The organism is Micromonospora sp. CNZ286, assembly GCF_014207755.1.
This window is the reverse complement of sequence record NZ_JACHIZ010000001.1, coordinates 329,725-353,236: the sequence shown is the minus strand read 5'-3', so window position 1 is coordinate 353,236 and position 23,512 is coordinate 329,725. Positions and strand designations below refer to the sequence as shown.

Annotated in this window: 21 protein-coding genes; 12 read left to right on the top strand and 9 right to left on the bottom strand. The window is 74.6% G+C overall.

Features of this window, described 5'->3' with window-relative positions; genetic code table 11:
- Positions 1-29: 29 nt before the first annotated feature.
- Positions 30-1,499 carry an NAD(P)H-hydrate dehydratase gene (locus FHX31_RS01790; protein WP_013473661.1) on the bottom strand — a complete coding sequence of 490 codons (1,470 nt, stop codon included), beginning with the start codon at positions 1,497-1,499 and terminating at the stop codon, positions 30-32.
- Positions 1,500-1,715: 216 nt separating this feature from the next.
- Here FHX31_RS01790 and FHX31_RS01785 point away from each other — a divergent pair, with 216 nt between their 5' ends.
- Complete coding sequence (locus tag FHX31_RS01785) at positions 1,716-2,018, top strand: type VII secretion target (RefSeq protein ID WP_013288566.1); 303 nt, start codon at positions 1,716-1,718, stop codon at positions 2,016-2,018.
- Positions 2,015-3,637 (top strand): alpha/beta hydrolase, encoded by a 1,623-nt coding sequence (locus tag FHX31_RS01780; RefSeq protein WP_184974781.1) that lies wholly within the window; start codon positions 2,015-2,017, stop codon positions 3,635-3,637. Before FHX31_RS01785 ends, FHX31_RS01780 begins: the two co-directional genes overlap by 4 nt.
- Before the next feature lie 119 nt (positions 3,638-3,756).
- Here the strand turns inward: FHX31_RS01780 and glmS are convergent, their stop codons facing one another.
- Positions 3,757-5,670 carry a glutamine--fructose-6-phosphate transaminase (isomerizing) gene (gene glmS / locus FHX31_RS01775; protein ID WP_013288568.1) on the bottom strand — a complete coding sequence of 638 codons (1,914 nt, stop codon included), beginning with the start codon at positions 5,668-5,670 and terminating at the stop codon, positions 3,757-3,759.
- A 272-nt stretch (positions 5,671-5,942) separates the two neighbouring features.
- On the opposite strand from glmS, the gene FHX31_RS01770 reads away from it, so the two are divergent.
- The 3 genes from FHX31_RS01770 to FHX31_RS01760 are packed head-to-tail and all read left to right on the top strand — an operon-like array spanning position 5,943 to position 9,242.
- Positions 5,943-6,920 carry an MmpS family transport accessory protein gene (locus FHX31_RS01770; protein ID WP_184974778.1) on the top strand — a complete coding sequence of 326 codons (978 nt, stop codon included), beginning with the start codon at positions 5,943-5,945 and terminating at the stop codon, positions 6,918-6,920.
- Between the two features lie 31 nt (positions 6,921-6,951).
- Positions 6,952-8,139, top strand: coding sequence for a pyridoxal phosphate-dependent aminotransferase (locus FHX31_RS01765; protein ID WP_013288570.1), 1,188 nt, complete (start codon positions 6,952-6,954; stop codon positions 8,137-8,139).
- Positions 8,136-9,242 carry a beta-eliminating lyase-related protein gene (locus FHX31_RS01760; protein WP_184974775.1) on the top strand — a complete coding sequence of 369 codons (1,107 nt, stop codon included), beginning with the start codon at positions 8,136-8,138 and terminating at the stop codon, positions 9,240-9,242. Before FHX31_RS01765 ends, FHX31_RS01760 begins: the two co-directional genes overlap by 4 nt.
- Positions 9,243-9,299: 57 nt before the next feature.
- Here the strand turns inward: FHX31_RS01760 and glmM are convergent, their stop codons facing one another.
- From glmM to FHX31_RS01730, 6 genes are all read right to left on the bottom strand, one after another.
- On the bottom strand, positions 9,300-10,655 hold the full coding sequence (gene glmM, locus FHX31_RS01755) for a phosphoglucosamine mutase (protein WP_013473666.1): 1,356 nt from the start codon (positions 10,653-10,655) through the stop codon (positions 9,300-9,302).
- A gap of 116 nt (positions 10,656-10,771) precedes the next feature.
- Positions 10,772-11,236, bottom strand: coding sequence for a 30S ribosomal protein S9 (rpsI, locus tag FHX31_RS01750; RefSeq protein ID WP_013288573.1), 465 nt, complete (start codon positions 11,234-11,236; stop codon positions 10,772-10,774).
- A gap of 20 nt (positions 11,237-11,256) precedes the next feature.
- On the bottom strand, positions 11,257-11,700 hold the full coding sequence (rplM, locus tag FHX31_RS01745) for a 50S ribosomal protein L13 (protein ID WP_013288574.1): 444 nt from the start codon (positions 11,698-11,700) through the stop codon (positions 11,257-11,259).
- Between the two features lie 209 nt (positions 11,701-11,909).
- Positions 11,910-13,277, bottom strand: coding sequence for an MFS transporter (locus tag FHX31_RS01740; RefSeq protein WP_184974772.1), 1,368 nt, complete (start codon positions 13,275-13,277; stop codon positions 11,910-11,912).
- A 122-nt stretch (positions 13,278-13,399) separates the two neighbouring features.
- Entirely contained in the window at positions 13,400-13,693 is a 294-nt protein-coding gene (locus tag FHX31_RS01735) for a type II toxin-antitoxin system PemK/MazF family toxin (protein WP_030269379.1), read from the bottom strand.
- Complete coding sequence (locus FHX31_RS01730; protein ID WP_030269378.1) at positions 13,683-13,940, bottom strand: DUF6364 family protein; 258 nt, start codon at positions 13,938-13,940, stop codon at positions 13,683-13,685. The genes FHX31_RS01735 and FHX31_RS01730 overlap by 11 nt, the downstream gene beginning before the upstream one ends.
- A 178-nt stretch (positions 13,941-14,118) precedes the next feature.
- On the opposite strand from FHX31_RS01730, the gene FHX31_RS01725 reads away from it, so the two are divergent.
- Together FHX31_RS01725 and FHX31_RS01720 are read left to right on the top strand one after the other, a co-directional pair.
- Positions 14,119-14,586 carry a helix-turn-helix domain-containing protein gene (locus FHX31_RS01725; protein ID WP_013288578.1) on the top strand — a complete coding sequence of 156 codons (468 nt, stop codon included), beginning with the start codon at positions 14,119-14,121 and terminating at the stop codon, positions 14,584-14,586.
- A 96-nt stretch (positions 14,587-14,682) separates the two neighbouring features.
- Positions 14,683-15,138 (top strand): PIN domain-containing protein, encoded by a 456-nt coding sequence (locus FHX31_RS01720; RefSeq protein WP_184974769.1) that lies wholly within the window; start codon positions 14,683-14,685, stop codon positions 15,136-15,138.
- Here the strand turns inward: FHX31_RS01720 and FHX31_RS01715 are convergent.
- Positions 15,111-15,821: a class I SAM-dependent methyltransferase gene (locus tag FHX31_RS01715; RefSeq protein WP_184974765.1), complete on the bottom strand. Its 711-nt coding sequence runs from the start codon at positions 15,819-15,821 to the stop codon at positions 15,111-15,113. The two genes, FHX31_RS01720 and FHX31_RS01715, sit on opposite strands and share 28 nt — an antisense overlap.
- A 146-nt stretch (positions 15,822-15,967) precedes the next feature.
- Between FHX31_RS01715 and FHX31_RS01710 the strand changes: the two genes are divergently transcribed.
- Genes FHX31_RS01710 through FHX31_RS01690 form a run of 5 tightly spaced genes read left to right on the top strand, consistent with a single transcriptional unit; the run spans position 15,968 to position 23,511 of the window.
- A complete protein-coding gene (locus tag FHX31_RS01710; protein WP_184974762.1) occupies positions 15,968-18,079 on the top strand; it encodes a molybdopterin oxidoreductase family protein in 2,112 nt (703 codons plus the stop codon).
- Entirely contained in the window at positions 18,076-19,560 is a 1,485-nt protein-coding gene (locus FHX31_RS01705) for an FAD-dependent oxidoreductase (RefSeq protein ID WP_071097772.1), read from the top strand. The genes FHX31_RS01710 and FHX31_RS01705 overlap by 4 nt, the downstream gene beginning before the upstream one ends.
- Positions 19,557-22,079 (top strand): nitrite reductase large subunit NirB, encoded by a 2,523-nt coding sequence (gene nirB / locus FHX31_RS01700; protein WP_184974759.1) that lies wholly within the window; start codon positions 19,557-19,559, stop codon positions 22,077-22,079. Before FHX31_RS01705 ends, nirB begins: the two co-directional genes overlap by 4 nt.
- On the top strand, positions 22,076-22,423 hold the full coding sequence (gene nirD / locus FHX31_RS01695) for a nitrite reductase small subunit NirD (protein ID WP_013288584.1): 348 nt from the start codon (positions 22,076-22,078) through the stop codon (positions 22,421-22,423). Before nirB ends, nirD begins: the two co-directional genes overlap by 4 nt.
- The gene (locus FHX31_RS01690) at positions 22,423-23,511 is read left to right on the top strand and encodes a uroporphyrinogen-III synthase (protein WP_013288585.1); all 1,089 of its coding nucleotides are present in this window, start codon (positions 22,423-22,425) and stop codon (positions 23,509-23,511) included. The genes nirD and FHX31_RS01690 overlap by 1 nt, the downstream gene beginning before the upstream one ends.
- The last annotated feature ends 1 nt before the right edge of the window (position 23,512 follow it).

Below are 23,512 nucleotides of genomic sequence, written 5' to 3'. Positions count from 1 at the left end.
CCCGCCGCCACCGGGCGCCGCCGCCCGGATCAGCCCAGCCGGGCCAGTACCGGACGCAACGCCGCGGCCACGTCGGGCGCGGTCACCGGACCGCCGCGCGCCGCCTCCCGCCCGGCCAGCCCGTGCAGGTACGCCGCCGCGGCGGCCGCCCGTTCCGGGGCCAGCCCGGCGGCGAGCAGCGAACCGAGCAGCCCGGCCAGCACGTCGCCGGTGCCACCGGTGGCGAGCACCGGGGTGCCGGTCGGGTTCACGTACGCGCGGCCGTCGGGCGTGCCGATGACCGTACGGTCGCCCTTGAGCAGCACCACCGCGTTCATCCAGGCGGCCAGCCGCAGCGCGGCGGCGACCCGGTCGTCCCCCGGCATCTCGCCGCAGAGCCGGGCGTACTCCCGGTCGTGCGGCGTCACCACGATCGGCGCGTCCCGGCCGCGCAGCCGGTCGGCCAGCTTGCCGTCGACGAGCAGCGTCAGCGCGTCCGCGTCGAGCACCACCGGCACAGGCGCGGCGAGCACCGCGCGCAGCTCGGCGGCGGAGTCCTCGCCGGTGCCGAGCCCGGAGCCGCAGACCCACGCCTGCACCCGGCCGGCGTCGGCGACCCGGCCGGTGGCGATCACCGACGGATGCTGGTGCAGCACCTCGCCCTCGGCGCTCCCGGCGTAGCGGACCAGGCCGGTGGGACCGGCGAGCGCTCCGGCGACCGAGAGCACGGCGGCGCCGGGGTAGGTGGCCGACCCGGTGGCGACGCCTACTACGCCCCTGGTGTACTTCTCCGACGACGCGCCCAGCGCCGGCCACCAGTCGGCCACGTCCGTCTGCTCGATCACCTGGAGCGCAGGCGTGCCGCGCAGCCACGGCGTCAGCCCGATGTCGACCAGCTCGACCTCGCCGGCCAGCTCGGCGGCCGGCCCGACGACCAGTGCGGGCTTGAGCGCGCCGAAGGCGACTGTCACGTCGGCGCGGACCGCCCGGGGCCGCCCGGCGTCGGTGAGCGGGACGTGGCCGGTGTCGACAGCGACGCCGCTCGGCACGTCGACCGCGACCACGGTGGCGCGCGTGCCGCCGCGCCCGCGCTGCCCGGTCAGGCTCGCGGCCAGCTGCTCGGCCGTCTCGCGGAGCCCTCCGGCGCCGCCGATGCCCACGATGCCGTCGAGCACCAGGTCGACCACAGCGGGCGGCCGGTCGGCCACACGGCCGCCGGCGGCGCGCAGGGCGGCCAGGCCCTCGGCGTGTGCCCGGCCCGGCGTGAGGAGCAGCGCTGTCACCGCCACGCCCCGGCGGGCCAGATGCGCGCCCGCGAACAGCGCGTCGCCGCCGTTGTCGCCGGACCCGGCGAGCACCAGCACCCGGGCGCCGTAGACACCGCCCCGGTCGGCGAGCAGCAACGCGCAGCGGCGGGCCAGCCCGGCCGCCGCCCGCTGCATCAGCGCACCGGGCGGGAGGGTGGCCATCAGGCCCGCCTCTGCCGCACGAACGTCCGCGACCCGCCACACCTGTCTCATGCCACCCCGCCCCGCTCGTCGCGCCGGCTCAGCATCCGCTCGCGGCTCCCCCGATCACGGCCTCACCCTACCGGCGGTACGCGCCCGGGACCGGCTGGCGAACAAGCCCTGTGGATAACCCGGACCGTTGTCCACAGGGGTCGGCGGCCACTGCCGGGTGCCGCCTAGCGTCCCGGTGTCCGGAGCCGGCCGGTGGCGCCGGGCGAGGGAGGGCACGTGGTGGAGAAACCGTTCGACGTCGACCCGGAGCTGCTGCGATCGGTGGCGCGCGAGCTGGCCGACGACGCGTACCGGCTGGGCCGCGGGCCGGGCGCGGCACCGGAGTCGTTGCTGGTGGCGGCACCGGACGGCTGGCGATCCGCGGTGGCGCTGACCGAACTGGAGTCGGCCGTGCGGCGCTGGTCCGGCGCGCTCGGCGCCCGGGTGGCCGACACCGCTCAGGCGTTGCGCCGCGGCGCGGACGGCTACGAGGCGGTCGACGAACGCGCCGCCCGCCGCCTCACCGGGGTGCTCCGGTGAACGACGGTCCGGCCGACGCCGTGGATGTGCCGGTCGGCTACGCGCAGCTCTGGCGGGCCGATCCGGGCGCCTGGTCCACCGCCGGGGCGGCGTGGCGGGGCCTCACCACGCCGGTACGGCAGCGCGCCGACGCGTTGACCGCCCGGATCGGCACGCTCCGCCCCGGGTGGTCGGGTGCGGCCTCGACTGCCGCGCAGCGGCGCATCGGGGATCTGCGCACCGATCTCACCGACGTGCTGCCCGCACTGGTCGAGGTCGATCAGGTGCTCGCCGAGTTCGGCGCCCGGCTGGGCACGGCGAAGGCCCGGCTCGGCGCCGAGGTGGCCCGCGCCGAGTCCGGTGGCCTGCTCGTCGACCGCACCGGCGCGGTCCGGCCCGACCCGGCACGGCCGCCGGGGCAGACCGGGCCGGCGGTGGTCGACGCGCGGGCCGGGATCCGGGGCGCGCTGACGCTCGCCGGCGCCGCCGACCGGGAGGCGGCCGGCCGGCTGGCGGAGCTGACCACCGCTGCGGTACGCGGCTGGGTGAGCGTCCCGCCCGCGTGGCGGCCCGGTCCCGGCGCCGGGCCGGCCGAGGTGAGCCGCTGGTGGGCCGGCCTGAGCGCGGCCGAGCGGCGCTGGCTGGTGGGGCGGGAACCGGGCCGGATCGGGCGCCTCGACGGGCTTCCGGCCGCCGTCCGGGACCAGGCGAACCGGCTACTGCTCGGCGACCGGCGGGAGCAGTTGCTCGCGCGCCGGCTCGGGCTGCTGCACCCGCTTCCGGCCGGGCCGTTGGAGGCGTCCCGGCGGATCCGGCTCGCCGCTGCCGAGGCGGCGCTGCGCGGGCTGGACGGGCTCGGCGAGCGGCTGGCCGCAGGCGGGGCGCCGCGGGCGTACCTGCTGGGGCTCGACCCGGCCGGCGACGGCCGCGCGGTGATGGCGCTCGGCAACCCGGACCGCGCCGCCTCGGTGCTCACGTACGTCCCGGGCATGACCTCGGATCTCGCCGACGCGCCGGCCGAGCTGGGCCGGGCAGCACGGGTGTTGCAGCGATGCGCGGCGCTCGGGCCGGGCGAGGAGGCGGCGGCTGTGCTCTGGCTGGACTACGACGCGCCCGGCTTCCTCACCGAGGCGGCGGGCACCCGGCAGGCCGAGGACGCCGGCCCGGCGCTGCACCGGTTCCAGGACGGGCTGCGGGCCGCGCACGAAGGCCCACCGGCCCGGCAGACGGTGCTCGGGCACAGCTACGGCTCGCTCGTGGTCGGCACCGCCGCCCGCGACCACGGGTTGGGCGCCGACGCGCTGGTCTTCGTCGGCTCGCCGGGGGTCGGCGTCGACCACGCCGCCGAGCTGCGGATGCCCGCCGGTCAGGTCTGGTCGTCGACCGCGCCGGACGACGTGATCCGGCTGGCCCGCCCTCCGGACGAGCTGGCCCGCCGCGCGCTGCTCGCGGGTACGCCGCTCGGTCCGGCGCTCGCCGTGCTCGACCCGCACGGCGAGCGACTCTGGTTCGGCGCCGACCCGAGCGCGCCGGACTTCGGCGGGAGGCGCTTCCCGAGCGCTCCGCACGGCCACACCGGCTACTGGGATCCGGACAACCCGGCGCTGGACGGCATGGCCCGGATCGTGCTGGGCCGATGACCGCCCGCGGCCCTCCGGCGACCGGTGCGCGGCCGTCCGGCGGCCGCCCGCGAGGCAGGCCGGAGACGACGCGGTCCCTCCACCCGTCGTGCGGGCGGAGGGACCGTGGACGAGATCGGCTACTCGACAGTGACCGACTTGGCCAGGTTCCGGGGCTGGTCGACGTCGTGCCCGCGGGCGGCGGCGATCTCGGCGGCCAGCACCTGCAACGGCACCGTGGTCACCAGCGGCGCCAGCAGCGTCGGCGTACGCGGCACGTAGATCAGGTGGTCGGCGTAGCGGACCACCGCCTGGTCGCCCTCCTCGGCGATCACGATGGTGCGGGCGCCGCGGGCGCGGACCTCCTGGATGTTGGAGACGACCTTGTCGTGCAGCATGCCCCGGCCGACCGGGGAGGGCACGATGCAGATCACCGGCGTGCCCTGGTCGATCAGCGAGATCGGGCCGTGCTTCAGCTCGCCGGCGGCGAAGCCCTCGGCGTGCATGTACGCCAGCTCCTTGAGCTTCAGCGCACCCTCCAGCGCCACCGGGTAGCCCACGTGCCGGCCGATGAACAGCACCGTCGGCTCGGACTTCAGCTCGCGGCCCAGCTCACGGACCGGCTCGATGCGGTCCAGCAGCTCCCGCAGCTTGCCCGGCATCTCCTGGAGCTGGGCCACCACCGCGCCCACCTCGTCGGCGAACTTGATGCCGCGCACCTGGGCCAGGTGCAGGCCGATCAGGTAGCAGGCGACGACCTGGGTGAGGAACGCCTTGGTGGAGGCGACGGCGATCTCCGGGCCGCCGTGGGTGTAGAGCACCGCGTCGGACTCGCGCGGGATGGTCGAGCCGTTGGTGTTGCAGATCGCCAGCACGCGGGCCTTCTGCTCCTTGGCGTGGCGCAGCGCCATCAGCGTGTCCATCGTCTCGCCGGACTGCGAGATCACCACGATCAGCGTGGACCGGTCCAGCACCGGGTCGCGGTAGCGGAACTCGCTGGCCAGCTCCACCTCGCAGGGGATGCGGGTCCAGTGCTCGATGGCGTACTTGGCGACCAGGCCGGCGTGGTAGGAGGTGCCGCAGGCGACGATGAAGATCTTGTCGACGTCGCGCAGGTCCTGCTCGCTGAGGCGGACCTCGTCGAGGGCGATCTCGCCGGTCTCGGTGAGCCGGCCCAGCAGCGTGTCGGCGATGGCCTGCGGCTGCTCCTCGATCTCCTTGAGCATGAACCAGTCGTAGCCGCCCTTCTCGGCGGCCGACGAGTCCCAGTCGATGTGGAAGTCCGTGCCGCTCGCCGGCTGACCGTGGAAGTCGGTGATGTCGATGCTGTCCGGGGTGATCAGGACGATCTGGTCCTGCCCCAGCTCGACCGCGTCCCGGGTGTGCTCGATGAACGCGGCGACGTCGCTGGCCAGGTAGTTCTCGCCGTCGCCCCGGCCGACGACCAGAGGCGAGTTGCGCCGGGCGCCGACCACCGCGCCGGGGATGCCGGCGTCGACGGCGAGCAGCGTGAACGCACCCTCCAGGCGCGCGCAGACCACGCGCATGGCGGCGGCGAGCAACGCCGGGCTGTCGGTCTCGCCGGCCGAGCGCAGATCGGCCAGCGCGCGGGCGATCAGGTGCGCGGCGCACTCGGTGTCGGTGTCGCTGGCGAACTCGACACCCTCGTCCTCCAGCTCGGCGCGCAGCTTCGCGAAGTTCTCGATGATGCCGTTGTGGATCACCGCGACCCGGCCGTCCGGGGAGAGGTGCGGGTGGGCGTTGCGGTCGGTCGGGCCGCCGTGCGTGGCCCAGCGGGTGTGGCCGATGCCGGTGGTGCCGTCGCCGATGCCGATCGGGCTGGCGGCGCAGTCCTCGGGGTTGTCGGCCGCCCGCTCGGAGAGGACCTTCTCCAGGTTCGCGAGCTTGCCGGCCTTCTTCTCGGTCAGCAGCTCGTCCTCGCAGACCACGGCGACGCCGGCCGAGTCGTAGCCGCGGTATTCGAGACGCCGCAGTCCGTCAAGCACGATGCCGAGCGCCGGGCGCGCACCGGCGTAACCCACGATTCCACACATGGTCCGCAGCCTAACCGAGTTTCGCTCATCGTGCGTGCTCGGAAAGGCGGTTAACGATCACTGAACTTGAGCGAACCGAGCGCCGGGGATGCGATTACCGGACAAAGCACCATCCAGGTCGTTCCGCCCGTCCGGACCGGTTCGGGACGCGGGGCGCGGACCGCCGGCCGGGACCGCACGGCTGGTCGCCACCGCCTACATTGAGGCCGGGCGCCGTCCCCCGGCCCCACCGTTCCGCGGTCGTCCGCGCCGTACCCCTGTGAGCTGAGCCCATGTCCGAGACGACCCCCGCCCCCGAACCGGCCTCCGGACCGAGCGACCCGACCGCCGCGCCGGCCACGCCGCAGCCCTCGTCCTGGACGCCGCCGGACCCGTTGGCCGCCCCGCAGCCGTGGACGCCGCCCGCGCCCTGGTCGCCGCCCCCGGCACCGAGCCCGTGGGCGGCAGCCGGCCCGGAGAGCGCGTCCGGAACCGACCCGGCCTCGTCCCCGAGCGGCACGGGCCGGCCGGTGGGCGAACCGGGGTGGGCGGCTCCGGCCGACCCGGCCGCCACGCCACGCCCGGCCGTCCCACCGGCCTCCGGCGATCCGCAGGCCCCAGGCTTCCCGGGCGCGCCCGGCTGGCCGTCCCAGCCCGGCGTCCCGGACTTCTCGGCACAGCCGGCCTGGACACCGGGCGCCTACCCGCCCGGCCCCCACAAATCCGGGTCCTACCCGCCCGGGCCCTACCCGCCGCCGTACGCGTATCCGGGCATGCCGCCGCGCCGCAGCGGCGGCGGCTGGGTGGCCGGTCTGGTGATCGGCATCGTCACCGTCCTCGCGCTGATCGTCTGCGGCTGCGTCGGGCTGTCCTTCCTCGGCCGCTCCATGACCGACGGGACGGCCTCCGGCGACCGGTACGACGGGCCGCTGTACGGCGAGCCCGACGGATGGGCCGACGAGCCCACCGGTCCCCCGGCCCGACCGGTCACCACCCCGTCCGGCGGACCCGGCAGGTTCACCGTCCTGTACGAGGTCACAGCCACCGACGGCGAGGCGGAGGTGCAGTTCTACGACGCGGACGCGAACTTCCACCAGCCCGGCGCCGTGGACACGCCCTGGCGGCTGAGCCTCACCGCGAACGACCGCGAGCGGGTGCAGATCATCGCCAGCCCCGTCGAGTCCGGCGAGGTGACCTGCCGGATCACCGTCAACGGCAAGGTCGTCTCCACGGACTCGGGCGAGTACGGCGCGACCTGCTTCGGCTGGTGAGCGGTCGGCGGCGGGCCGTAGGCTGGCCGCCGTGACGACGACCGATCCCCTGGTGGCCCGGATGCGGCCGTTCGGCACCACCGTCTTCGCCGAGATGTCCGCGCTGGCCGTGCGCACCGGCGCGGTCAACCTCGGGCAGGGCTTCCCGGACACCGACGGCCCGCCGGAGATGCTCGCCGCCGCGGCCGAGGCGCTGCGTACCGGCCACAACCAGTACCCGCCCGGCCCGGGGATCCCCGCGCTGCGCGCCGCCGTCGCCGGGCACCAGCGCCGGTTCTGGGGCCTGGAGTACGACCCGGACGGCGAGATCGTCGTGACGGCCGGCGCCACCGAGGCGGTCGCGGCGAGCATCCTCGCGCTCTGCGAGCCGGGTGACGAGGTGATCTGCTTCGAGCCGTACTACGACTCGTACGCCGCCTCGATCGCGCTCGCCGGCGCGGTCCGCCGCCCGGTGACGCTGCGGCCCGGCCCCGACGGCAGGTACGCGTTCGACCCGGACGAGCTGCGCGCCGCGTTCGGGCCACGTACCCGGCTGGTGCTGCTGAACTCGCCGCACAACCCGACCGGCAAGGTCTTCACCGCCGACGAGCTGACGACGGTGGCCGAGCTGTGCCGGGAACACGACGTGTACGCGGTCACCGACGAGGTCTACGAGCACCTGGTGTTCACCGACGCCGCCGCGCCGCACGTACCGCTGGCCACGCTGCCGGGCATGCGGGAGCGGACGCTGCGCATCTCGTCGGCCGGCAAGACGTTCTCCTGCACCGGCTGGAAGGTCGGCTGGGTGAGCGGCCCCGCGCCGCTGGTGGCGGCGGTGCTGCGGGTGAAGCAGTTCCTCACGTTCGTCAACGCCGGGCCGCTGCAACCGGCGGTGGCTGTGGCGCTCGGGCTGCCGGACGCGTACTTCACCGGGTTCCGGGACGACATGCAACGCCGCCGGGACCAGCTCGCCGCCGGGCTGGCCGACGCCGGGTTCGGCGTGCTCGCGCCGGAGGGCACCTACTTCGTCACCGCCGACGTCACGCCGCTGCGCGGCCGGGACGGGGTGGAGTTCTGCCGGGCGCTGCCGGAGCGCTGCGGCGTGGTGGCGGTGCCGACGCAGGTGTTCTACGACGACGTGGAGGCCGGGCGCCGGCTGATCCGGTTCGCGTTCTGCAAACGGCCGGAGGTGCTGGCCGAGGCGGTGACCCGGCTGCGCCGGCTCCGGGCGGACGGATGAGCGACGAGCAGGCCACACGGCTGCGCCGGTTCACCGCCCAGCGTGGCTGCGACACGATGCTCTCCGGCGTACGCCCGGCCTCCGTACGGGAACAGCTCGCCGCGCTCGATCAGGTGGCCGGGGACGACCCGCCCGACCTGTACGGCGAGGGCGGGCCGGTGGCGGAGCTGGAGCTGCGGGTCGCCGAGCTGCTCGGCGCGGAGGCTGCCGCGTTCTTCCCGTCGGGCACGATGGCGCAGCAGGTGGCCATGCGTCACGGGGCGGAGCTGACCGGCCGCGCCGGTGTCGGCCTGCACCCGCTCAGCCATCCGCTGACACACGAGCGGGACGCGTACGCGCTGCTCGCCGGCGTACGCGCGGTGCGCACCACGAGCGCGCCGCGCAACCCGGCTGCCGACGAGGTGGCGGCGCTCGACGAGCCGATCGGCACGCTCTTCCTGGAGTTGCCGCTGCGGGACGCCGGGTTCGTGCTGCCGACCTGGGACGAGCTGGTGGCCGTCGTCGCGGCGGCGCGCGCCCGCGGCGCCCGGGTGCACTTCGACGGGGCCCGGCTCTGGGAGTCGTCAGTCCATCTGGGCTACTCGCCGGCCGAGATCGCGGCGCTGGCCGACAGCACGTACGTCTCGTTCTACAAGTCGCTGGGCGGCATCTCCGGTGCCGCGCTGGCCGGCGACGCGGACCTGATCCGGTACGCGCGTGCCTGGCGGCACCGCTACGGCGGCACGCTGTTCCAGCAGTGGCCGGCGGCGCTCGCAGCGCTCGCCGGGCTGACCCGGGAGCTGCCCCGCCTCCCCGGGTACGTGGTGCACGCCCGGGTGGTGGCCGAGGCGCTGGCCGCCCTGCCCGGCGCCCGGGTGTACCCGGCGCCGCCGCACACCCACCAGTTCCGGTTCTGGCTGCCGTACCCGGCGGCCGTGCTCGACGCGGCGAACCTGGCGCTGGCCGAGGAGGAACGCGCGTGGTTCGTCGGCGGCTGGCGGGACACCGAGGTACCCGGGCTGGCGCTGGCCGAGGTGACCGTGGCCGGGCCGGCGCAGGAGCTGGACGCCGTCGCGGTGGCCGACCTGGCCGCCCGCTTCCTGCGCCGGGTCCAGGCGAACTGACCGCCGCGTCCGGCCGAGCTGACCGGCGAGGAGGAAGAGCAGGCGGCCCCGGGTCGGTCAGGCGACCGGGCTGGCGGTGCGGACCTGCTCGGCGATGCGCTCGGCGACCTCGCGGGCGGTGTCCTCGGTGGCCGCCTCGACCATGACCCGCACCAGCGGCTCGGTGCCGGACGGGCGCAGCAGCACCCGGCCGGTCTCACCCAGCTCCGCCTCGGCGCGCTCGACCTCGGCCCGGACGGCCGGTGCGGCGGCGCCGACGGTACGGTCGCCGACCGGCACGTTGATCAGCACCTGGGGCAGCTTGGTGACCACGGCGGCCAGCTCGGCCAGCGAGGTGCCGGTGGCGGCCATCCGCGCCATCAGGTGCAGGCCGGTCAGCACGCCGTCGCCGGTGGTGGCGTACGCGGGCAGCACGATGTGGCCGCTCTGCTCGCCGCCGAGCGCCAGGCCGGAGGCGCGCAGCTCCTCCAGCACGTACCGGTCGCCGACCTTGGTCTCGACCAGCCGGATGCCGTGCTCGGACATGGCCAGCCGGAGACCGAGGTTGCTCATCACTGTGGCGACCAGGGTGTCCTGGGTCAGCTCGCCGGCGTCCCGCATGGCCAGCGCGAGGATCGCCATGACCTGGTCGCCGTCGACCTCGTTCCCGTCGGCGGTGACCGCGACGCAGCGGTCGGCGTCGCCGTCGTGGGCGATGCCGAGGTGGGCGCCGTGCTCGACCACCGCGGCGCGCAGCGCCTCGATGTGGTTCGAGCCGCACTCGTCGTTGATGTTGAGCCCGTCCGGCTCGGCGTGGATGGCGATCACCTCGGCGCCGGCCTCCCGGTAGGCGACCGGTGCGACGTCGGCGGCCGCGCCGTTGGCGCAGTCGACCACGACCTTGATCCCGTCGAGGCGGTGCGGCACGGTGCCGACCAGGTGCTGCACGTAGTGGTCGGCGCCGTCGAGCAGGTCGTGCACGCGGCCGACACCGGCGCCGACGGGGCGCTTCCAGGCGGTGGTGGCGTTCGCCTTCACCGCCTCCTCGATCCGCATCTCGATCTCGTCGGGCAGCTTGTGCCCGCCGGCGGCGAACAGCTTGATGCCGTTGTCCGGCATCGGGTTGTGCGAGGCGGAGAGCATCACGCCGAGGTCGGCCTTTGCCTCGGCGGTGAGGAACGCCACCGCCGGGGTGGGCAGCACGCCGACCCGGACCACGTTGGCGCCGGCGCTGGTGAGCCCGGCGACCACCGCCGCCTCCAGCATCTCGCCGCTGGCCCGGGTGTCCCGGCCGACCACCGCGAGCGGCGGATGGCTCTTGTCGGTCTCGGCCAGCGTGTGGGCCGCGGCCACCGCGACCGCAAGCGCCAACTCCGGGGTGAGATCCGCGTTCGCCCGCCCGCGTACGCCGTCCGTGCCGAACAACCGGCCCATACCCGCCAACCTCCGTGGAACTGCCGATGAGAGGAGAAACGCGGAACGGCCGGTCCGCCTCCCGGATGGGGGAGGCGAACCGGCCGTCCGTCAGAAGTACAAGACGCTTGTGGTGATCAGCGCTTCGAGTACTGGGGAGCCTTACGGGCCTTCTTGAGGCCGTACTTCTTGCTCTCCTTGACCCGGGCGTCACGGGTCAGGAAGCCGGCCTTCTTCAGGGCCGGGCGGTCGTCGGGCTCGCTGACGATCAGCGCCCGGGCGATGGCGAGCCGCAGCGCGCCGGCCTGGCCGGTGGTGCCGCCGCCACGCAGGTTGGCGATCACGTCGAACGCCTCGGGCTTCTCGGCGGTGACCAGCGGGTCCTTGATGAGCTGCTGGTGCACCTTGCTCGGGAAGTAGGCCTCGAGGTCGCGGCCGTTGCAGGTGATCTTGCCGCTGCCCGGGATGATCCGGACCCGGACGATGGCTTCCTTGCGCCGACCCACGGTCTGGATCGGGCGGTCACCACGGGGCGCGCGCGCGACGGGCGCCGGCGCCTCGGTGGCCTCGGGGGCGACCTCGGTGGCGGTGATGTCGGTCATGCTGCTTCCTTCGCCCGCGCTCACTGCGCGATCTGCTTGATCTCGAACGGCACCGGCTGCTGCGCGGTGTGCGGGTGCTCGGCACCGGCGTAGACCTTCAGCTTCTTGAGAAGCTGACGGCCCAGCTTGTTGTGCGGGAGCATGCCCTTCACGGCCAGCTCGATGGCCCGCTCGGGCCGCTTGGTGAGCAGCTCGTCGTAGCCGACCCGCTTCAGGCCGCCCGGGTAACCGGAGTGGCGGTAAGCGACCTTGGTCTGACGCTTGTTGCCGGTCAGCGCGACCTTGCCCGCGTTCACGATGACGACGAAGTCGCCCGTGTCGACGTGCGGCGCGAAAGTCGGCTTGTGCTTGCCACGCAGGAGCGTGGCGGCGTGGGTCGCCAGGCGGCCCAGCACGACATCAGAGGCGTCGATGACGTGCCACTGACGCTCGATCTCACCCGGCTTCGGGCTGTACGTACGCACAGGTCTACCTTGTCTCGTCGTCGGTCTGGGGTCGCGCGCCGAGGTGACCAGGAGTACCCAGCCGGACCAGCGCGCACGAACGACCAAGCGTACCTGATGCGGCACGCCTAAGAATGTCGTACAACAGCAGGCAACGATACCCGGCCGCCCGGCGGCAGGTCAAAACGGGGTCGCGCCGCGCGTGGCCTGCGGGTTCGTCATGGCACAGGTCACACGCCGACCAGCGTACGCGGTCCGGGACGCAGGTAGACCACCCAGGTGACCAGGAAGCAGAGCGCGTACCAGCCGATGAAGGCCAGGTAGGCGGCATCAGCAGTGCCGGAGGCCAGGAACGACTGCCGGAACGCCACGTTCACCAGCACCCCGCCCGAGGCACCGACCGCCCCGGCGATGCCGATCACCGCGCCGGCCAGCCGCCGGGCCCGCCGCTGCGCCGCCTCCGGGTCGCCGGTCAGCTCGCTCTCCGCGACGGCCCGGGCCCGGAAGATCGCCGGGATCATCTTGTACGTCGACCCGTTGCCGATGCCGGAGAAGACGAACAGCGCCAGGAACCCGGCCAGGTAGAGCGGGAACGACTTCTCCCTGGCGGCGTACAGCACCAGCCCGGCCCCGGCGGCCATCGCGACGAAGTTCCAGAACGTGACCCGCGCCCCGCCCAGCCGGTCGGCGAGCTGACCGCCCACCGGCCGGATCAGCGACCCGATCAGCGGCCCCAGGAAGGTCAGCCAGGCGGCGTCGACGGGCGTCGGGAACCGGTCGTGGAACTGGAGTTGGAGCACCTGGCCGAAGGCGAACCCGAAGCCGATGAACGAGCCGAACGTGCCCACGTAGAGCAGCGACATCACCCAGGTGTGCGGGTCGCGGGCCGCCGCGCGCAGCGCGCCCGGCTCGTTGCGCGCCCCCGGCACGTTGTCCAGCCACCGGGCCGCGGCCAGCGCGGCCAGCACGATCAGCGGCAGGTAGACCGCCGGCACGAGCCGGGGGTACGCGGCGCCGGCGGTCGCCAGCACCGCCAGCCCCACCAGTTGCACGGCCGGTACGCCCAGGTTGCCGCCGCCGGCGTTGAGCCCCAGCGCCCGGCCCTTGAGCCGCTCCGGGAAGAACAGGTTGATGTTCGCCATCGACGAGGCGAAGTTGCCGCCGCCGACGCCGGACAGGCAGGCCAGCACCATCAGCGTGGCGTACGACACCCCGGGCTCGATCAGCACCGCCATCGGCACCGCCGGCACGAGTAGCAGCAGCGCGCTCACGATGGTCCAGTTCCGGCCGCCGAAGCGGGCCACCGCCAGCGTGTACGGCAGCCGCAGCACCGCCCCCAGCGCGGCCGGTACGGCGGTGAGCAGGAACTTCCCGGCCGGGTCGATGCCGTACTCGGGGCCCAGGAACAGCACCGTGACGGACCAGAGGCTCCACACCGAGAAGCCGACGTGCTCGGCGAAGATCGAGACGTACAGGTTGCGCCGGGCGACCCGGGCGCCACCGGCCGCCCAGAACGCCGGGTCCTCCGGCCGCCATTCGGTGAGCCGGCCGGCGGTGATGGCCGGAGGCGTGGTCGGTGCGGAAACGAGCGTGCTCACGGGCGACTCCTCCTCGTCGATGACGAGGCGACGCTCTCAGCCCGTGGTTTCCCCGGCGTGCCCCGCACGCGTCGGCCCGGCAACGGAGATCGCACGTCCGCCGGACGGCGCCGGTGAGGCGGTCACAGCTCCTGGAGGATCCGCAGCGCCCGGCCGACCCGCTGCATGGTCTCGGTGTCCGCCACGTCCACGCACTCGGTGAACCACTTCTTCATCGGCGAGGAGATCCGGTCGGGCATCACCACGTACGCGCCCATCGGCACGGCGAGCGGCGAGTCGCGCAGCAGCGACTCCTCGACCACCTCGGCCACGATCACGATCGGTACCGCAGTCGCGTTGTAGACGTCGGAGCTGATCACCAGGCCGAACCGCTCCCGGGCGCCGGAGATGCGCCAGACCTCACCCCTACGCAGCACGCGGACGCCCGCCGAACAGGGCGTCGTCGACGAGCGCGACCTCCTGGGCGTCGGCCAGGGCGGCGGCTTCCAGGTCCAGGCCGGCACGGCCGACCGCGTCGGCGTGCGCGGTGAAGACCTCGCGCAGCGCCTTCTCCCGGGCGGCCTGGTCCATCCAGGCGGAGAGGGAGAGCCCTTCCCGCTTGGCGAACCGGCGCGCCTCCTCGATCGTCTCGTCGGAGAACGACAACGTCACCTTGGCGGTCATGCCGGGAAGACTACCCATCGGTATGACCGCCAGTCATCCTCGTCCCCGCCGATCGCTGAATCGGACACCTGCAGGTGAAACAAGCGAAGCCGGTTGCGGATATTGCACTTGGGGGCGACGATAGAGCAGGTCCGAACGGCTGGGACGACACAAGCCGCATCTGCCACAGGGAGCCGTCATGAGCCTCAGCACCGGCATGGCCGCCTCGGTCATGCCCACCGAGGGAGCGGAGCGCCAGAAGGCGGCCGCCATGGAGGAGTTCCTCGTGCGGCACCCCCTCGCCGCGGGCGGAGGCGTGGCCCGCCTCGTCTCGGCGGACGGCGAAGAGGTCGAGGTGCCCGCCCAGATGTTCGACGTCCTCCATCAGATCTCGGCGATGCTCGCCCGCGGCGACGGCGTCGCGATCAGCGCCATCTCCCGCGAACTGACGACGACCGAGGCGGCGAAGCTGCTCGGCATGTCCCGCCCCACACTCGTCCGCCTCCTGGAGAACGGGTCGATCGCGTCCCACCGGGTCGGCAGCCACCGGCGCCTCTTCCTCCGCGACGTCCTCGCATTCCGGCAACGGCAGATGGAGGAGCGACGGAAGTCGTACGAGGCCTTGATGTGGGAATCCGACGCGCTGGGTTTCACCGACGACGTGTAGTTCCGGGCCCGGCCAGGGGGCGCTGGGTAGGGCGTCCACTGTGATCCCCAGCGCCTCACTGGTGTTCCTGGACGCGAGGACGTTCTGGCGGAATGGATGAATCGCCTGCGCCGTAAGCGGCCCGAGCATTCCGAACAGGCGATCGGCGGGCAGCGACGCCGCTTCGTCCAGGCGTTCCCGTACGGCCTCGTCACCGGCTATTCGCCGAACGACGTTCCGTGCCCGCCGGACCCGGACGACCGGCACGTGCTGGCCGCCGCCGTCCACGGTCGCGCCGACATCCTGGTGACCGACGACCGGCGCGCCTTTCCGCCGGAATGCGTACGGGAATCGCTGTCGGTCCGCACCGGCGACGAGTTCCTCAACTGGGTGGCCGACCGTTCGATGCCTCTGGTCATGAGAACGTTGGCGCGGCAGATCGACTACTACCGGCGCAGCCTGGTCGCCGAGGACAAGGACGCGGTCGAACTGATCGCCCACCTACGGAAGGCCGGCGCGTCCCGTTTCGCCGATCGGCTCGAGAATCACCTCGCCGATCCGTCCGGCCGCTGACCGCCGAAGACCGCGAAACGCCATTCCTTGAAGAAGCAGTCCACGTCCACCAGGCCCGCCTCGGTCAGCCAGCGACACTGCTCGGCCACCGGGGCCGGCCGGTCGTGCCGCATCCGCTCCCGGGCGCCGGCGATCTCCTCGGCGTCGGAGCCCAGCTCGGTGATCCGCGCCGTCCACACCTCGTCGTAGCGGCGGTCCAGCGCGGGGGTCGGCCCGGCGACCTGCTCGGCGTTGACGAACACCCCGCCGGGGACGAGCGCGTCGGCGGCCCGCTTGTACAGCGCCCGCTTGCCCTCGTCGTCGAGGTGGTGGATGGCCAGCGCGGAGACCACCGCGTCGTACCGGCCGGCGGGCAGCGGGGCGGCCAGGTCGGCGTGGACGGTGCGGTGCGGCACGCCACGGGCGTCCAGGTGCCCGGCGGCCACCGCGAGCATGCCGGGGGCGCCGTCCACGAGCGTCAGGCGGACCCCGGGGACGGCCGCGGTCAGCAGCAGGGACAGCAGGCCGGTGCCCGCGCCCAGGTCCAGCACCTCGGGGGTACGCCCGGCGGTGAGCGCGGCGCGCAGCGGGGGTGCGGCCACCTCGACAGCGGTGCCGTAGAAGGCGTCGAAGCAGGGCACAAGGCGGCGCCGGGCCTGGTCGTAGCTGCCGGCCACCGCGTCGAACGCGTCCGCCACGCTCATCATGCCTCCCGTTATATGAGATTGTTGTCCCACATTCTAAGCCCTGCGGAGCGTCTCGTCACCCGCGTGCGGTGTGAAGCGCTCGTGACAGGACCGAAACAGAGCAGACCCGGACCGGAAACTGCCCGACGGCACGCTTTTCCGACATGACAGACGGTGCACGCACGGCGACGCGAACGGGGTCACGCCTCGTCGAGGCCGCCACGCACTGCCCGTACTGCGCGTTGCAGTGCGGCATGGTGCTACGCGCCACCGGCGACGGTGTCGAGGTCGGCGCCCGCGACTTCCCCACCAACCGGGGCGGGCTCTGCCAGAAGGGCTGGACCGCCGCCGACCTTCTCGACCACCCGGACCGGCTCACCACCCCGCTGCTGCGCGACCGGCCCGGCGGCGAGCTGCGCCCGGCGACCTGGGACGAGGCGCTCGACCGCGTCGCCGCCGGAGTCAAGGACGTGCAGCACTGCCACGGGCCGGACGCGGTGGCGGTCTTCGGCGGCGGCGGGCTCACCAACGAGAAGGCGTACGCGCTGGGCCGCTTCGCCCGGGTGACGCTGCGGACCCGGCACATCGACTACAACGGGCGCTGGTGCATGTCGTCGGCCGCCGCGGCCGGGAACCGGGCGTTCGGGATCGACCGGGGACTGCCGTTCCCGCTCGCCGACCTCGGGCACGCGGACACGCTGCTGCTGGTCGGCGCGAACCCGGCCGAGACCATGCCGCCGCTGATGCGGCACGTCGCCGACCTGCGGGAACGCGGCGGCCGGCTGATCGTTGTCGACCCGCGCGCCACCGCCACCGCCCGCCAGGCCGACCTGCACCTGCAACCCCTGCCCGGCACCGACCTCGCGGTGGCGAACGCGCTGCTGCACATCGCGCTCACCGAGGGCTGGCTGGACCGGTCGTACGTCACGGAGCGGACCACCGGCTTCGACGACGTCCGGCGGACGGTGGCCGGCTACTGGCCGGCGGAGGTGGAACGGCTCTCCGGCGTGCCGGTGGCCGACCTGTACGCGACCGCCCGCGCACTCGCCACTGTGGACCGCGCGGTCGTCCTCACCGCCCGGGGCGCCGAGCAGCACGCCAAGGGCGTCGACACGGTCACCGCCTTCATCAACCTGGCGCTCGCCCTGGGCCTGCCCGGCCGCCCCGGCTCCGGCTACGGCTGCCTGACCGGGCAGGGCAACGGGCAGGGTGGCCGGGAACACGGGCAGAAGGCCGATCAGCTTCCCGGCTACCGGCGCATCGACGACCCGGCGGCCCGCGAGCACGTCGCCGGGGTGTGGGGCGTCGAACCGGACTCGCTACCCGGGCCGGGGGTGCCGGCGTACCAGCTCCTCGACGCGCTCGGCACGCCGTCCGGCGCGCGGGCGCTGCTGGTGTTCGGTTCCAACCCGGTCGTGTCCGCGCCCCGCGCCGCGCGGGTCGAGTCCCGGCTGCGCGCCCTGGACCTGCTCGTGGTGGCGGACTTCGTCCGTTCCGAGACGGCCGAGCTGGCCGACGTGGTGCTGCCGGTCGCCCAGTGGGCCGAGGAGGACGGGACGATGACCAATCTGGAGGGCCGGGTGCTGCGCCGCCGGGCGCTGCGCGAACCACCCGCCGGGGTCCGTACCGAGCTGGAGATCCTCGCCGCGCTCGCCGAACGGCTGACCGGGGGCGGGACGCCGCTGCCGGCCGACCCGCGCGAGGTGTTCGCGGAGCTGGGCCGGGCCTCGGCCGGCGGGCCGGCCGACTACGCCGGGATCACCTGGGACCGGATCGACGCCGACACCGGCGTGTTCTGGCCCTGTCCGGACCGGGACGGCCCGGACACGCCCCGGCTGTTCGCCGACCGCTTCCCCACCCCGGACGGCCGGGCCCGGTTCCATCCGGTGACCCACCGGCCGGCCGCCGAGCCGGTGTGCGCCGACTACCCGCTGCACTTCACCACCGGGCGGGTGCTCGCGCAGTACCAGTCCGGCGCGCAGACCCGGCGGGTGGCCGCGCTGCGCCGCGCCGCACCGGGCGGCTTCGTCGAGCTGCACCCCGACCTGGCAGCACGGATCGGCGTGGCCGAGGGCGCGCCGGTACGTGTGGTCTCCCGCCGGGGTGAGTTGTGCGCACCGGCCCGGCTGAGCACGGCGATCCGGCCGGACACCGTCTTCGCGCCGTTCCACTGGCCCGGCGCGCAACGCGCCAACTCGGTCACCAACGACGCGCTCGACCCGGTCTCCGGGATGCCCGAGTTCAAGATCTGCGCGGTCCGGGTGGAGCCGGCATGAACGAACGCATCGTCGTCGTCGGCTACGGCATGGCCGGCGCCCGGCTCGCCGCCGAGCTGCACGCACGCGGCGGGAACCACTCGATCACAGTGCTCGGGGCGGAGCCGCACCGCGCGTACAACCGGATCATGCTCTCCACGCTGCTCGCCGGACGCATCGGCGAGCCGGACGTGGAGCTTGTCGAAGCCGTCGGGCCGGGCGTCGAGGTCCGCACCGGCGCGGCGGTCACCGCGGTGGACCGGGCCGCCGGCGAGGTGGTCACCGACGACGGCGAGCGGCACGGGTACGACCACCTGGTGCTCGCCACCGGCAGCCGGGCCGTGGTGCCGCCGCTGCCGGGCCTCGCCCCGCTGCCCGAGCGGGTCGTCCCGTTCCGCACGCTCGGCGACTGCCGGCGGATCCTCGCCGCCGCCGAGGGCGCGCGGCGCGTGGTCGTGCTCGGCGGCGGGCTGCTGGGTCTGGAGGCGGCCCGCGGGCTGGCCGCCCGAGGGCTCGACGTGACTGTGGTCCACCCGGTCGGGCACCTGATGGAACGCCAGCTCGACCCGCCGGCCGGCGCGGTCCTCGCGGGCACGCTCGCCGGCCTGGGCGTCCGGTCCCGGCTCGGGGTGCCGGCCACCGCCGTGAGCGCCGGCGCCGACGGCGTCCGCCTGCACCTGGGCGACGCCGGGACGCTCGACGCCGACCTGCTGGTGCTCTGCTGCGGGGTACGCCCCGACACCGCGCTCGCCGCCGCGGCCGGGCTCGCCGTCGAGCGGGGCGTGGTGGTGGACGACCGGATGCGGACGAGCGACCGGCGGATCTCGGCGATCGGCGACTGCGCCCAGCACGACGGGACGCTGACCGGGCTTGTCGCGCCGGCCTGGGCGCAGGCCCGGGTGGTGGCCGACGTGCTGACCGGCACGGACCCGCTGGCCCGGTACCGGCCCCGCCCGGCGGTGACCCGGCTCAAGGCGGCCGGTATCGACCTGGCCGCGATGGGCGACGTGGACGGGACCGGCGACCCGGGCGGGCCGGTCGAGGAGCTGACCTTCGCCGACCCGGCCCGGGGCACCTACGCCCGGCTGCGCATCCGGGACGAGCGGCTGACCGGCGCGATCCTGCTCGGCGACAACCCAGCGGTCGGCACCGTGGTGCAGCTGTTCGACAGGGGCGCGCCGGTGCCGGCGGACCGGCGTTCGCTGCTGCTCGGCCGGGCGTTCGGCGAGGCGCCGGCCGGTCCGGCCGCGTCACCGGCGCTGATGCCGGACGCCGCGACCGTGTGCCGGTGCAACGACGTGAGCAAGGGCGCGCTGGTGGCGTGCTGGCGGGCGGGCGCCCGGACGGCGGCGGAGCTGTCCGCGGAGACCCGGGCCGCCACCGGCTGCGGCAGTTGCCGGGACGCGGTGGCCGGCATCGCCGCCTGGCTCGCCGAGGTGGACCCGCCCACGGACGAGACACGCGACAGCGAGACGGATCGCGAGACGGTGGAGGTGTCATGAACGAGCGGCTGGTGGTGGTCGGCAACGGCATGGTGGGGCAGCGCTTCGTCGAAGCGCTGCGGGCCCGGGACACCGACGGGCGGTGGCGGGTCACGGTGCTCGCCGAGGAGCGGCGCCCGGCGTACGACCGGGTGCGGCTCTCGGCCGTGTTCGACGGGGTGGACGCCGGTGAGCTGAACCTGCACACGCCCGACGCCGGAGTGGACCTGCGACTCGGCGAACCGGCCACCGGCGTCGACCGGGCACGGCGGGTGGTGACCACGGCGGCCGGCGAGTACCCGTACGACGCGCTGGTGCTGGCCACCGGCTCGTACGCGTTCGTGCCGCCGGTCGACGGCACCGATCTGCCAGGCGTCTTCGTCTACCGGACACTCGACGACCTGGCCGCGATCCGGGAGCACGCCCGGGGCCGCCGTACCGGCGCGGTGATCGGTGGCGGGCTGCTCGGGCTGGAGGCGGCGAACGCGCTGCGGCTGCTCGGGCTCGTCACGAGCGTTGTCGAGTTCGCGCCCCGGCTGATGCCGGTGCAGGTGGACGAGGCGGGCGGCGCGATGCTCCGCCGCTACGTCGAGGAACTGGACGTCACGCCGTACCTCGGGGTGGCCACCACGGCGCTGCGTCCCGGGCCGGACGGCACGGTGGCCACGCTCGACCTGGCCGACGGCCGCACTGTCGACGCGGAGCTGGTGGTGGTGGCCGCCGGGATCCGGCCGCGCGACGAACTGGCCCGGATGGCCGGGCTGCCGCTGGGCCCGCGCGGCGGCGTGCTGGTGGACACGGCCTGCCGGACCGCCGACGAGCGGATCTGGGCGGTCGGCGAGTGCGCGGCGGTCGACGGGGTCTGCCACGGTCTGGTCGCGCCCGGGTACGCCACCGCCGAGGTGGTCGCGGACCGGCTGCTCGGCGGCGCTGCGACGTTCCCCGGCGCGGACACCGCCACGAAACTCAAGCTGCTCGGCGTGGACGTGGCCTCGTTCGGTGACGCGCACGGCGTCACCCCCGGCTGCCTCGACGTGACGTACACCGACCCGGCCACCCGCTCGTACGCGAAGCTGGTCCTCTCCGACGACGCGCGGACGCTGCTCGGCGGCGTGCTGGTCGGGGACGCGAGCGCGTACCCGGCGTTGCGCGCCAGTGTCGGCGGACCGCTGCCCGCTCCCCCGCTGGCGTTGCTGGCGCCGGCCGGCGGCGCGGGCGCCGGTGCGGGCGCGTTGCCCGCCACCGCGCAGGTCTGCTCCTGCAACGCGGTGACCCGGGCCGACCTGGACGCGGCGATCGCCGGTGGGGCGACCGACGTGCCGGCGCTGAAGGCGTGCACCCGCGCCGGTACGAGCTGCGGCTCCTGCGTGCCGATGCTGAAGCAGTTGCTGGACGCCGCCGGGGTACGCCAGTCGACGGCGCTGTGCGAGCACTTCGACCACAGCCGGCAGGAGCTGTTCGACCTGATCCGGGTGCGGGGCATCAGCACGTTCTCCCGGCTCGTCGCCGAGCACGGGCGCGGCAGCGGGTGCGACATCTGCAAGCCGGTGGTGGCCTCGATCCTGGCCTCGCTCGGCACCGGGCACGTGCTCGACGGCGAGCAGGCGTCGCTCCAGGACACCAACGACCACTTCCTGGCCAACCTGCAACGCGACGGCAGCTACTCGGTGGTGCCCCGGATTCCCGGCGGGGAGATCACCCCGGAGAAGCTGATCGCGATCGGTGAGGTGGCGCGCGACTTCCGGCTCTACACGAAGATCACCGGTGGGCAGCGGATCGACCTGTTCGGCGCCCGGGTCGACCAGTTGCCGCAGATCTGGCGCCGGCTCGTCGACGCGGGCTTCGAGTCGGGTCACGCGTACGGCAAGGCGCTGCGCACCGTGAAGTCGTGCGTGGGCGACACCTGGTGCCGCTACGGCGTGCAGGACTCGGTCGGGCTCGCGGTCGCGCTGGAGCTGCGCTACCGGGGCCTGCGCGCGCCGCACAAGCTCAAGTCGGCCGTCTCCGGCTGCGCCCGCGAGTGCGCCGAGGCCCGGAGCAAGGACTTCGGCGTCATCGCCACCGAGACCGGCTGGAACCTGTACGTCGGCGGCAACGGCGGTTTCCGGCCCCGGCACGCCGACCTGTTCGCCACCGACCTGAGCACCGCGGAACTGGTCACCCTGATCGACCGGTTCCTCATGTACTACATCCGCACCGCCGACCGGTTGCAGCGCACCGCCGCCTGGGTCGAGGCCATGGACGGCGGCCTGGACCACCTCCGGTCGGTGCTCGTGGACGACTCGCTCGGGCTCTGCGCCGACCTCGACGCGGCGATGGCCCGGCACGTCACGAGCTACTCCGACGAGTGGCGCGACGTCCTGGAGGACCCGGACCGGCTGCGCCGCTTCACCTCCTTCGTCAACGCGCCCGAGGTGCCCGACCCGTCCATCACGTTCACCCAGGAGCGGGGCCAGCCGGTGCCGGCCCGGGGCGCGCCCCCGGACGGCGGACACCGCCGCCAGCCCGTCGCGCTGGGCCTGCCGGAGGTACGCCGATGAGCCCCGTCGTCACGCTGGACTGGACCCCGGTCTGCCCGCTGGACCGGCTCGACCCCGACCGGGGCGTGGCCGCCCTCGTCGACGGCGTACAGGTGGCGGTCTTCCGTACCGCGAACGGGCTGTACGCGGTGGACAACCTCGACCCGGTCGGCGGCGCGTACGTCATGTCCCGGGGTCTGGTGGGCAGCCGGGGCGGCGTGCCCACGCTCGCCTCGCCGCTGCACAAGCAGGTCTACGACCTCACCACCGGGCGGTGCCTGGACCTACCGGGCGTGACGCTGCGCCGGCATCCGGTGCGCTGCCGGGACGGCCTGGTCGAGGTGCGGTTACGGCAGGAGGAATGATGCGGGACGAGCTGGCCGGCTTCACCATCGGGGTCACCGCCGACCGGCGGCGCGACGAACTGGCCGCGCTGCTCCAGCGGCGCGGCGCGCGGGTGGTGCTCGCCCCGGCGCTGCGGATCGTCCCGCTGGCCGACGACACCGACCTGCGTGAGGCCACCCGGGCCTGCCTGGAACACCCGCCGGACGTGCTGATGGCCAACACCGGCATCGGCATGCGGGGCTGGCTGGAGGCGGCCGAGGGCTGGGGGCTGGCCGAGCCGCTGCGCACCACGCTCGCCCGCGCGTACGTGGTGTCCCGCGGTCCGAAGGCGACCGGCGCGATCCGTGCCGCCGGGCTGCGCGAGCACTGGTCCCCGGATTCGGAGAGCTGCGACGAGGTGGTCGAGCACCTGGTCCGACGCGGGGTGGCCGGCCAGGTCGTGGCGATGCAACTGCACGGCGAGCGGCAGCCCGAGTGCGCCGACGCGCTGGTGGCGGCCGGCGCCACGGTGATCGAGGTGCCGGTGTACCGGTGGGCGCCGCCGGCCGACCCGGCGCCGCTGCACCGGCTCATCGACCTGGTGGCCGGGCGTCTCGTCGACGCGGTCACGTTCACCTCGGCCCCGGCGGCCGAGGCGCTGCTGCGCGCGGCCGGGGACCGTACCGAGACGGTGCTGGAGGCGCTGCGCGGCGACGTGCTGGCCGGGTGCGTCGGCACCGTCACCGCCGAGCCGCTGGTGCGGCGCGGGGTGCCGGTGAGCGCGCCGAGCCGGGCCCGGCTGGGCGCCCTGGTCCGCACCATCGTCGAGGAGCTGCCCCGGCGCACGGTCTCGGTGAAGGCGGCCGGGCACGTGCTGACGCTGCGCGGGCACGCCGCGGTGGTCGACGGGGAGCTGCGCCAGCTGGCGCCGGCGCCGATGGCGGTGCTGCGGGCGCTCGCCGCGTCGCCGGGGAAGGTGCTCTCCCGCACCGCGCTGCTGCGGACGCTGCCACGTGGCGCCGACGAGCACGCGGTGGAGATGGCGGTCGCCCGCCTGCGGGCGGGGCTGACGGCGCCCCGCGTGGTGCAGACGGTGGTCAAGCGGGGGTACCGCCTGCGGGTCGACTGAC

What these genes read in the sequence shown, in the direction of transcription:
- FHX31_RS01690 (WP_013288585.1), top strand. Translation starts at nt 22,423, where the DNA reads ATGCGGGACGAGCTGGCCGGCTTCACCATCGGGGTCACCGCCGACCGG.
- nirD (WP_013288584.1), top strand. Translation starts at nt 22,076, where the DNA reads ATGAGCCCCGTCGTCACGCTGGACTGGACCCCGGTCTGCCCGCTGGAC.
- nirB (WP_184974759.1), top strand. Translation starts at nt 19,557, where the DNA reads ATGAACGAGCGGCTGGTGGTGGTCGGCAACGGCATGGTGGGGCAGCGC.
- FHX31_RS01725 (WP_013288578.1), top strand. Translation starts at nt 14,119, where the DNA reads ATGAGCCTCAGCACCGGCATGGCCGCCTCGGTCATGCCCACCGAGGGA.
- FHX31_RS01760 (WP_184974775.1), top strand. Translation starts at nt 8,136, where the DNA reads ATGAGCGACGAGCAGGCCACACGGCTGCGCCGGTTCACCGCCCAGCGT.
- FHX31_RS01720 (WP_184974769.1), top strand. Translation starts at nt 14,683, where the DNA reads ATGAATCGCCTGCGCCGTAAGCGGCCCGAGCATTCCGAACAGGCGATC.
- FHX31_RS01715 (WP_184974765.1), bottom strand. Translation starts at nt 15,821, where the DNA reads ATGAGCGTGGCGGACGCGTTCGACGCGGTGGCCGGCAGCTACGACCAG.
- rpsI (WP_013288573.1), bottom strand. Translation starts at nt 11,236, where the DNA reads ATGACCGACATCACCGCCACCGAGGTCGCCCCCGAGGCCACCGAGGCG.
- FHX31_RS01790 (WP_013473661.1), bottom strand. Translation starts at nt 1,499, where the DNA reads ATGAGACAGGTGTGGCGGGTCGCGGACGTTCGTGCGGCAGAGGCGGGC.
- FHX31_RS01730 (WP_030269378.1), bottom strand. Translation starts at nt 13,940, where the DNA reads ATGACCGCCAAGGTGACGTTGTCGTTCTCCGACGAGACGATCGAGGAG.
- glmS (WP_013288568.1), bottom strand. Translation starts at nt 5,670, where the DNA reads ATGTGTGGAATCGTGGGTTACGCCGGTGCGCGCCCGGCGCTCGGCATC.
- FHX31_RS01705 (WP_071097772.1), top strand. Translation starts at nt 18,076, where the DNA reads ATGAACGAACGCATCGTCGTCGTCGGCTACGGCATGGCCGGCGCCCGG.
- glmM (WP_013473666.1), bottom strand. Translation starts at nt 10,655, where the DNA reads ATGGGCCGGTTGTTCGGCACGGACGGCGTACGCGGGCGGGCGAACGCG.
- FHX31_RS01710 (WP_184974762.1), top strand. Translation starts at nt 15,968, where the DNA reads ATGACAGACGGTGCACGCACGGCGACGCGAACGGGGTCACGCCTCGTC.
- FHX31_RS01770 (WP_184974778.1), top strand. Translation starts at nt 5,943, where the DNA reads ATGTCCGAGACGACCCCCGCCCCCGAACCGGCCTCCGGACCGAGCGAC.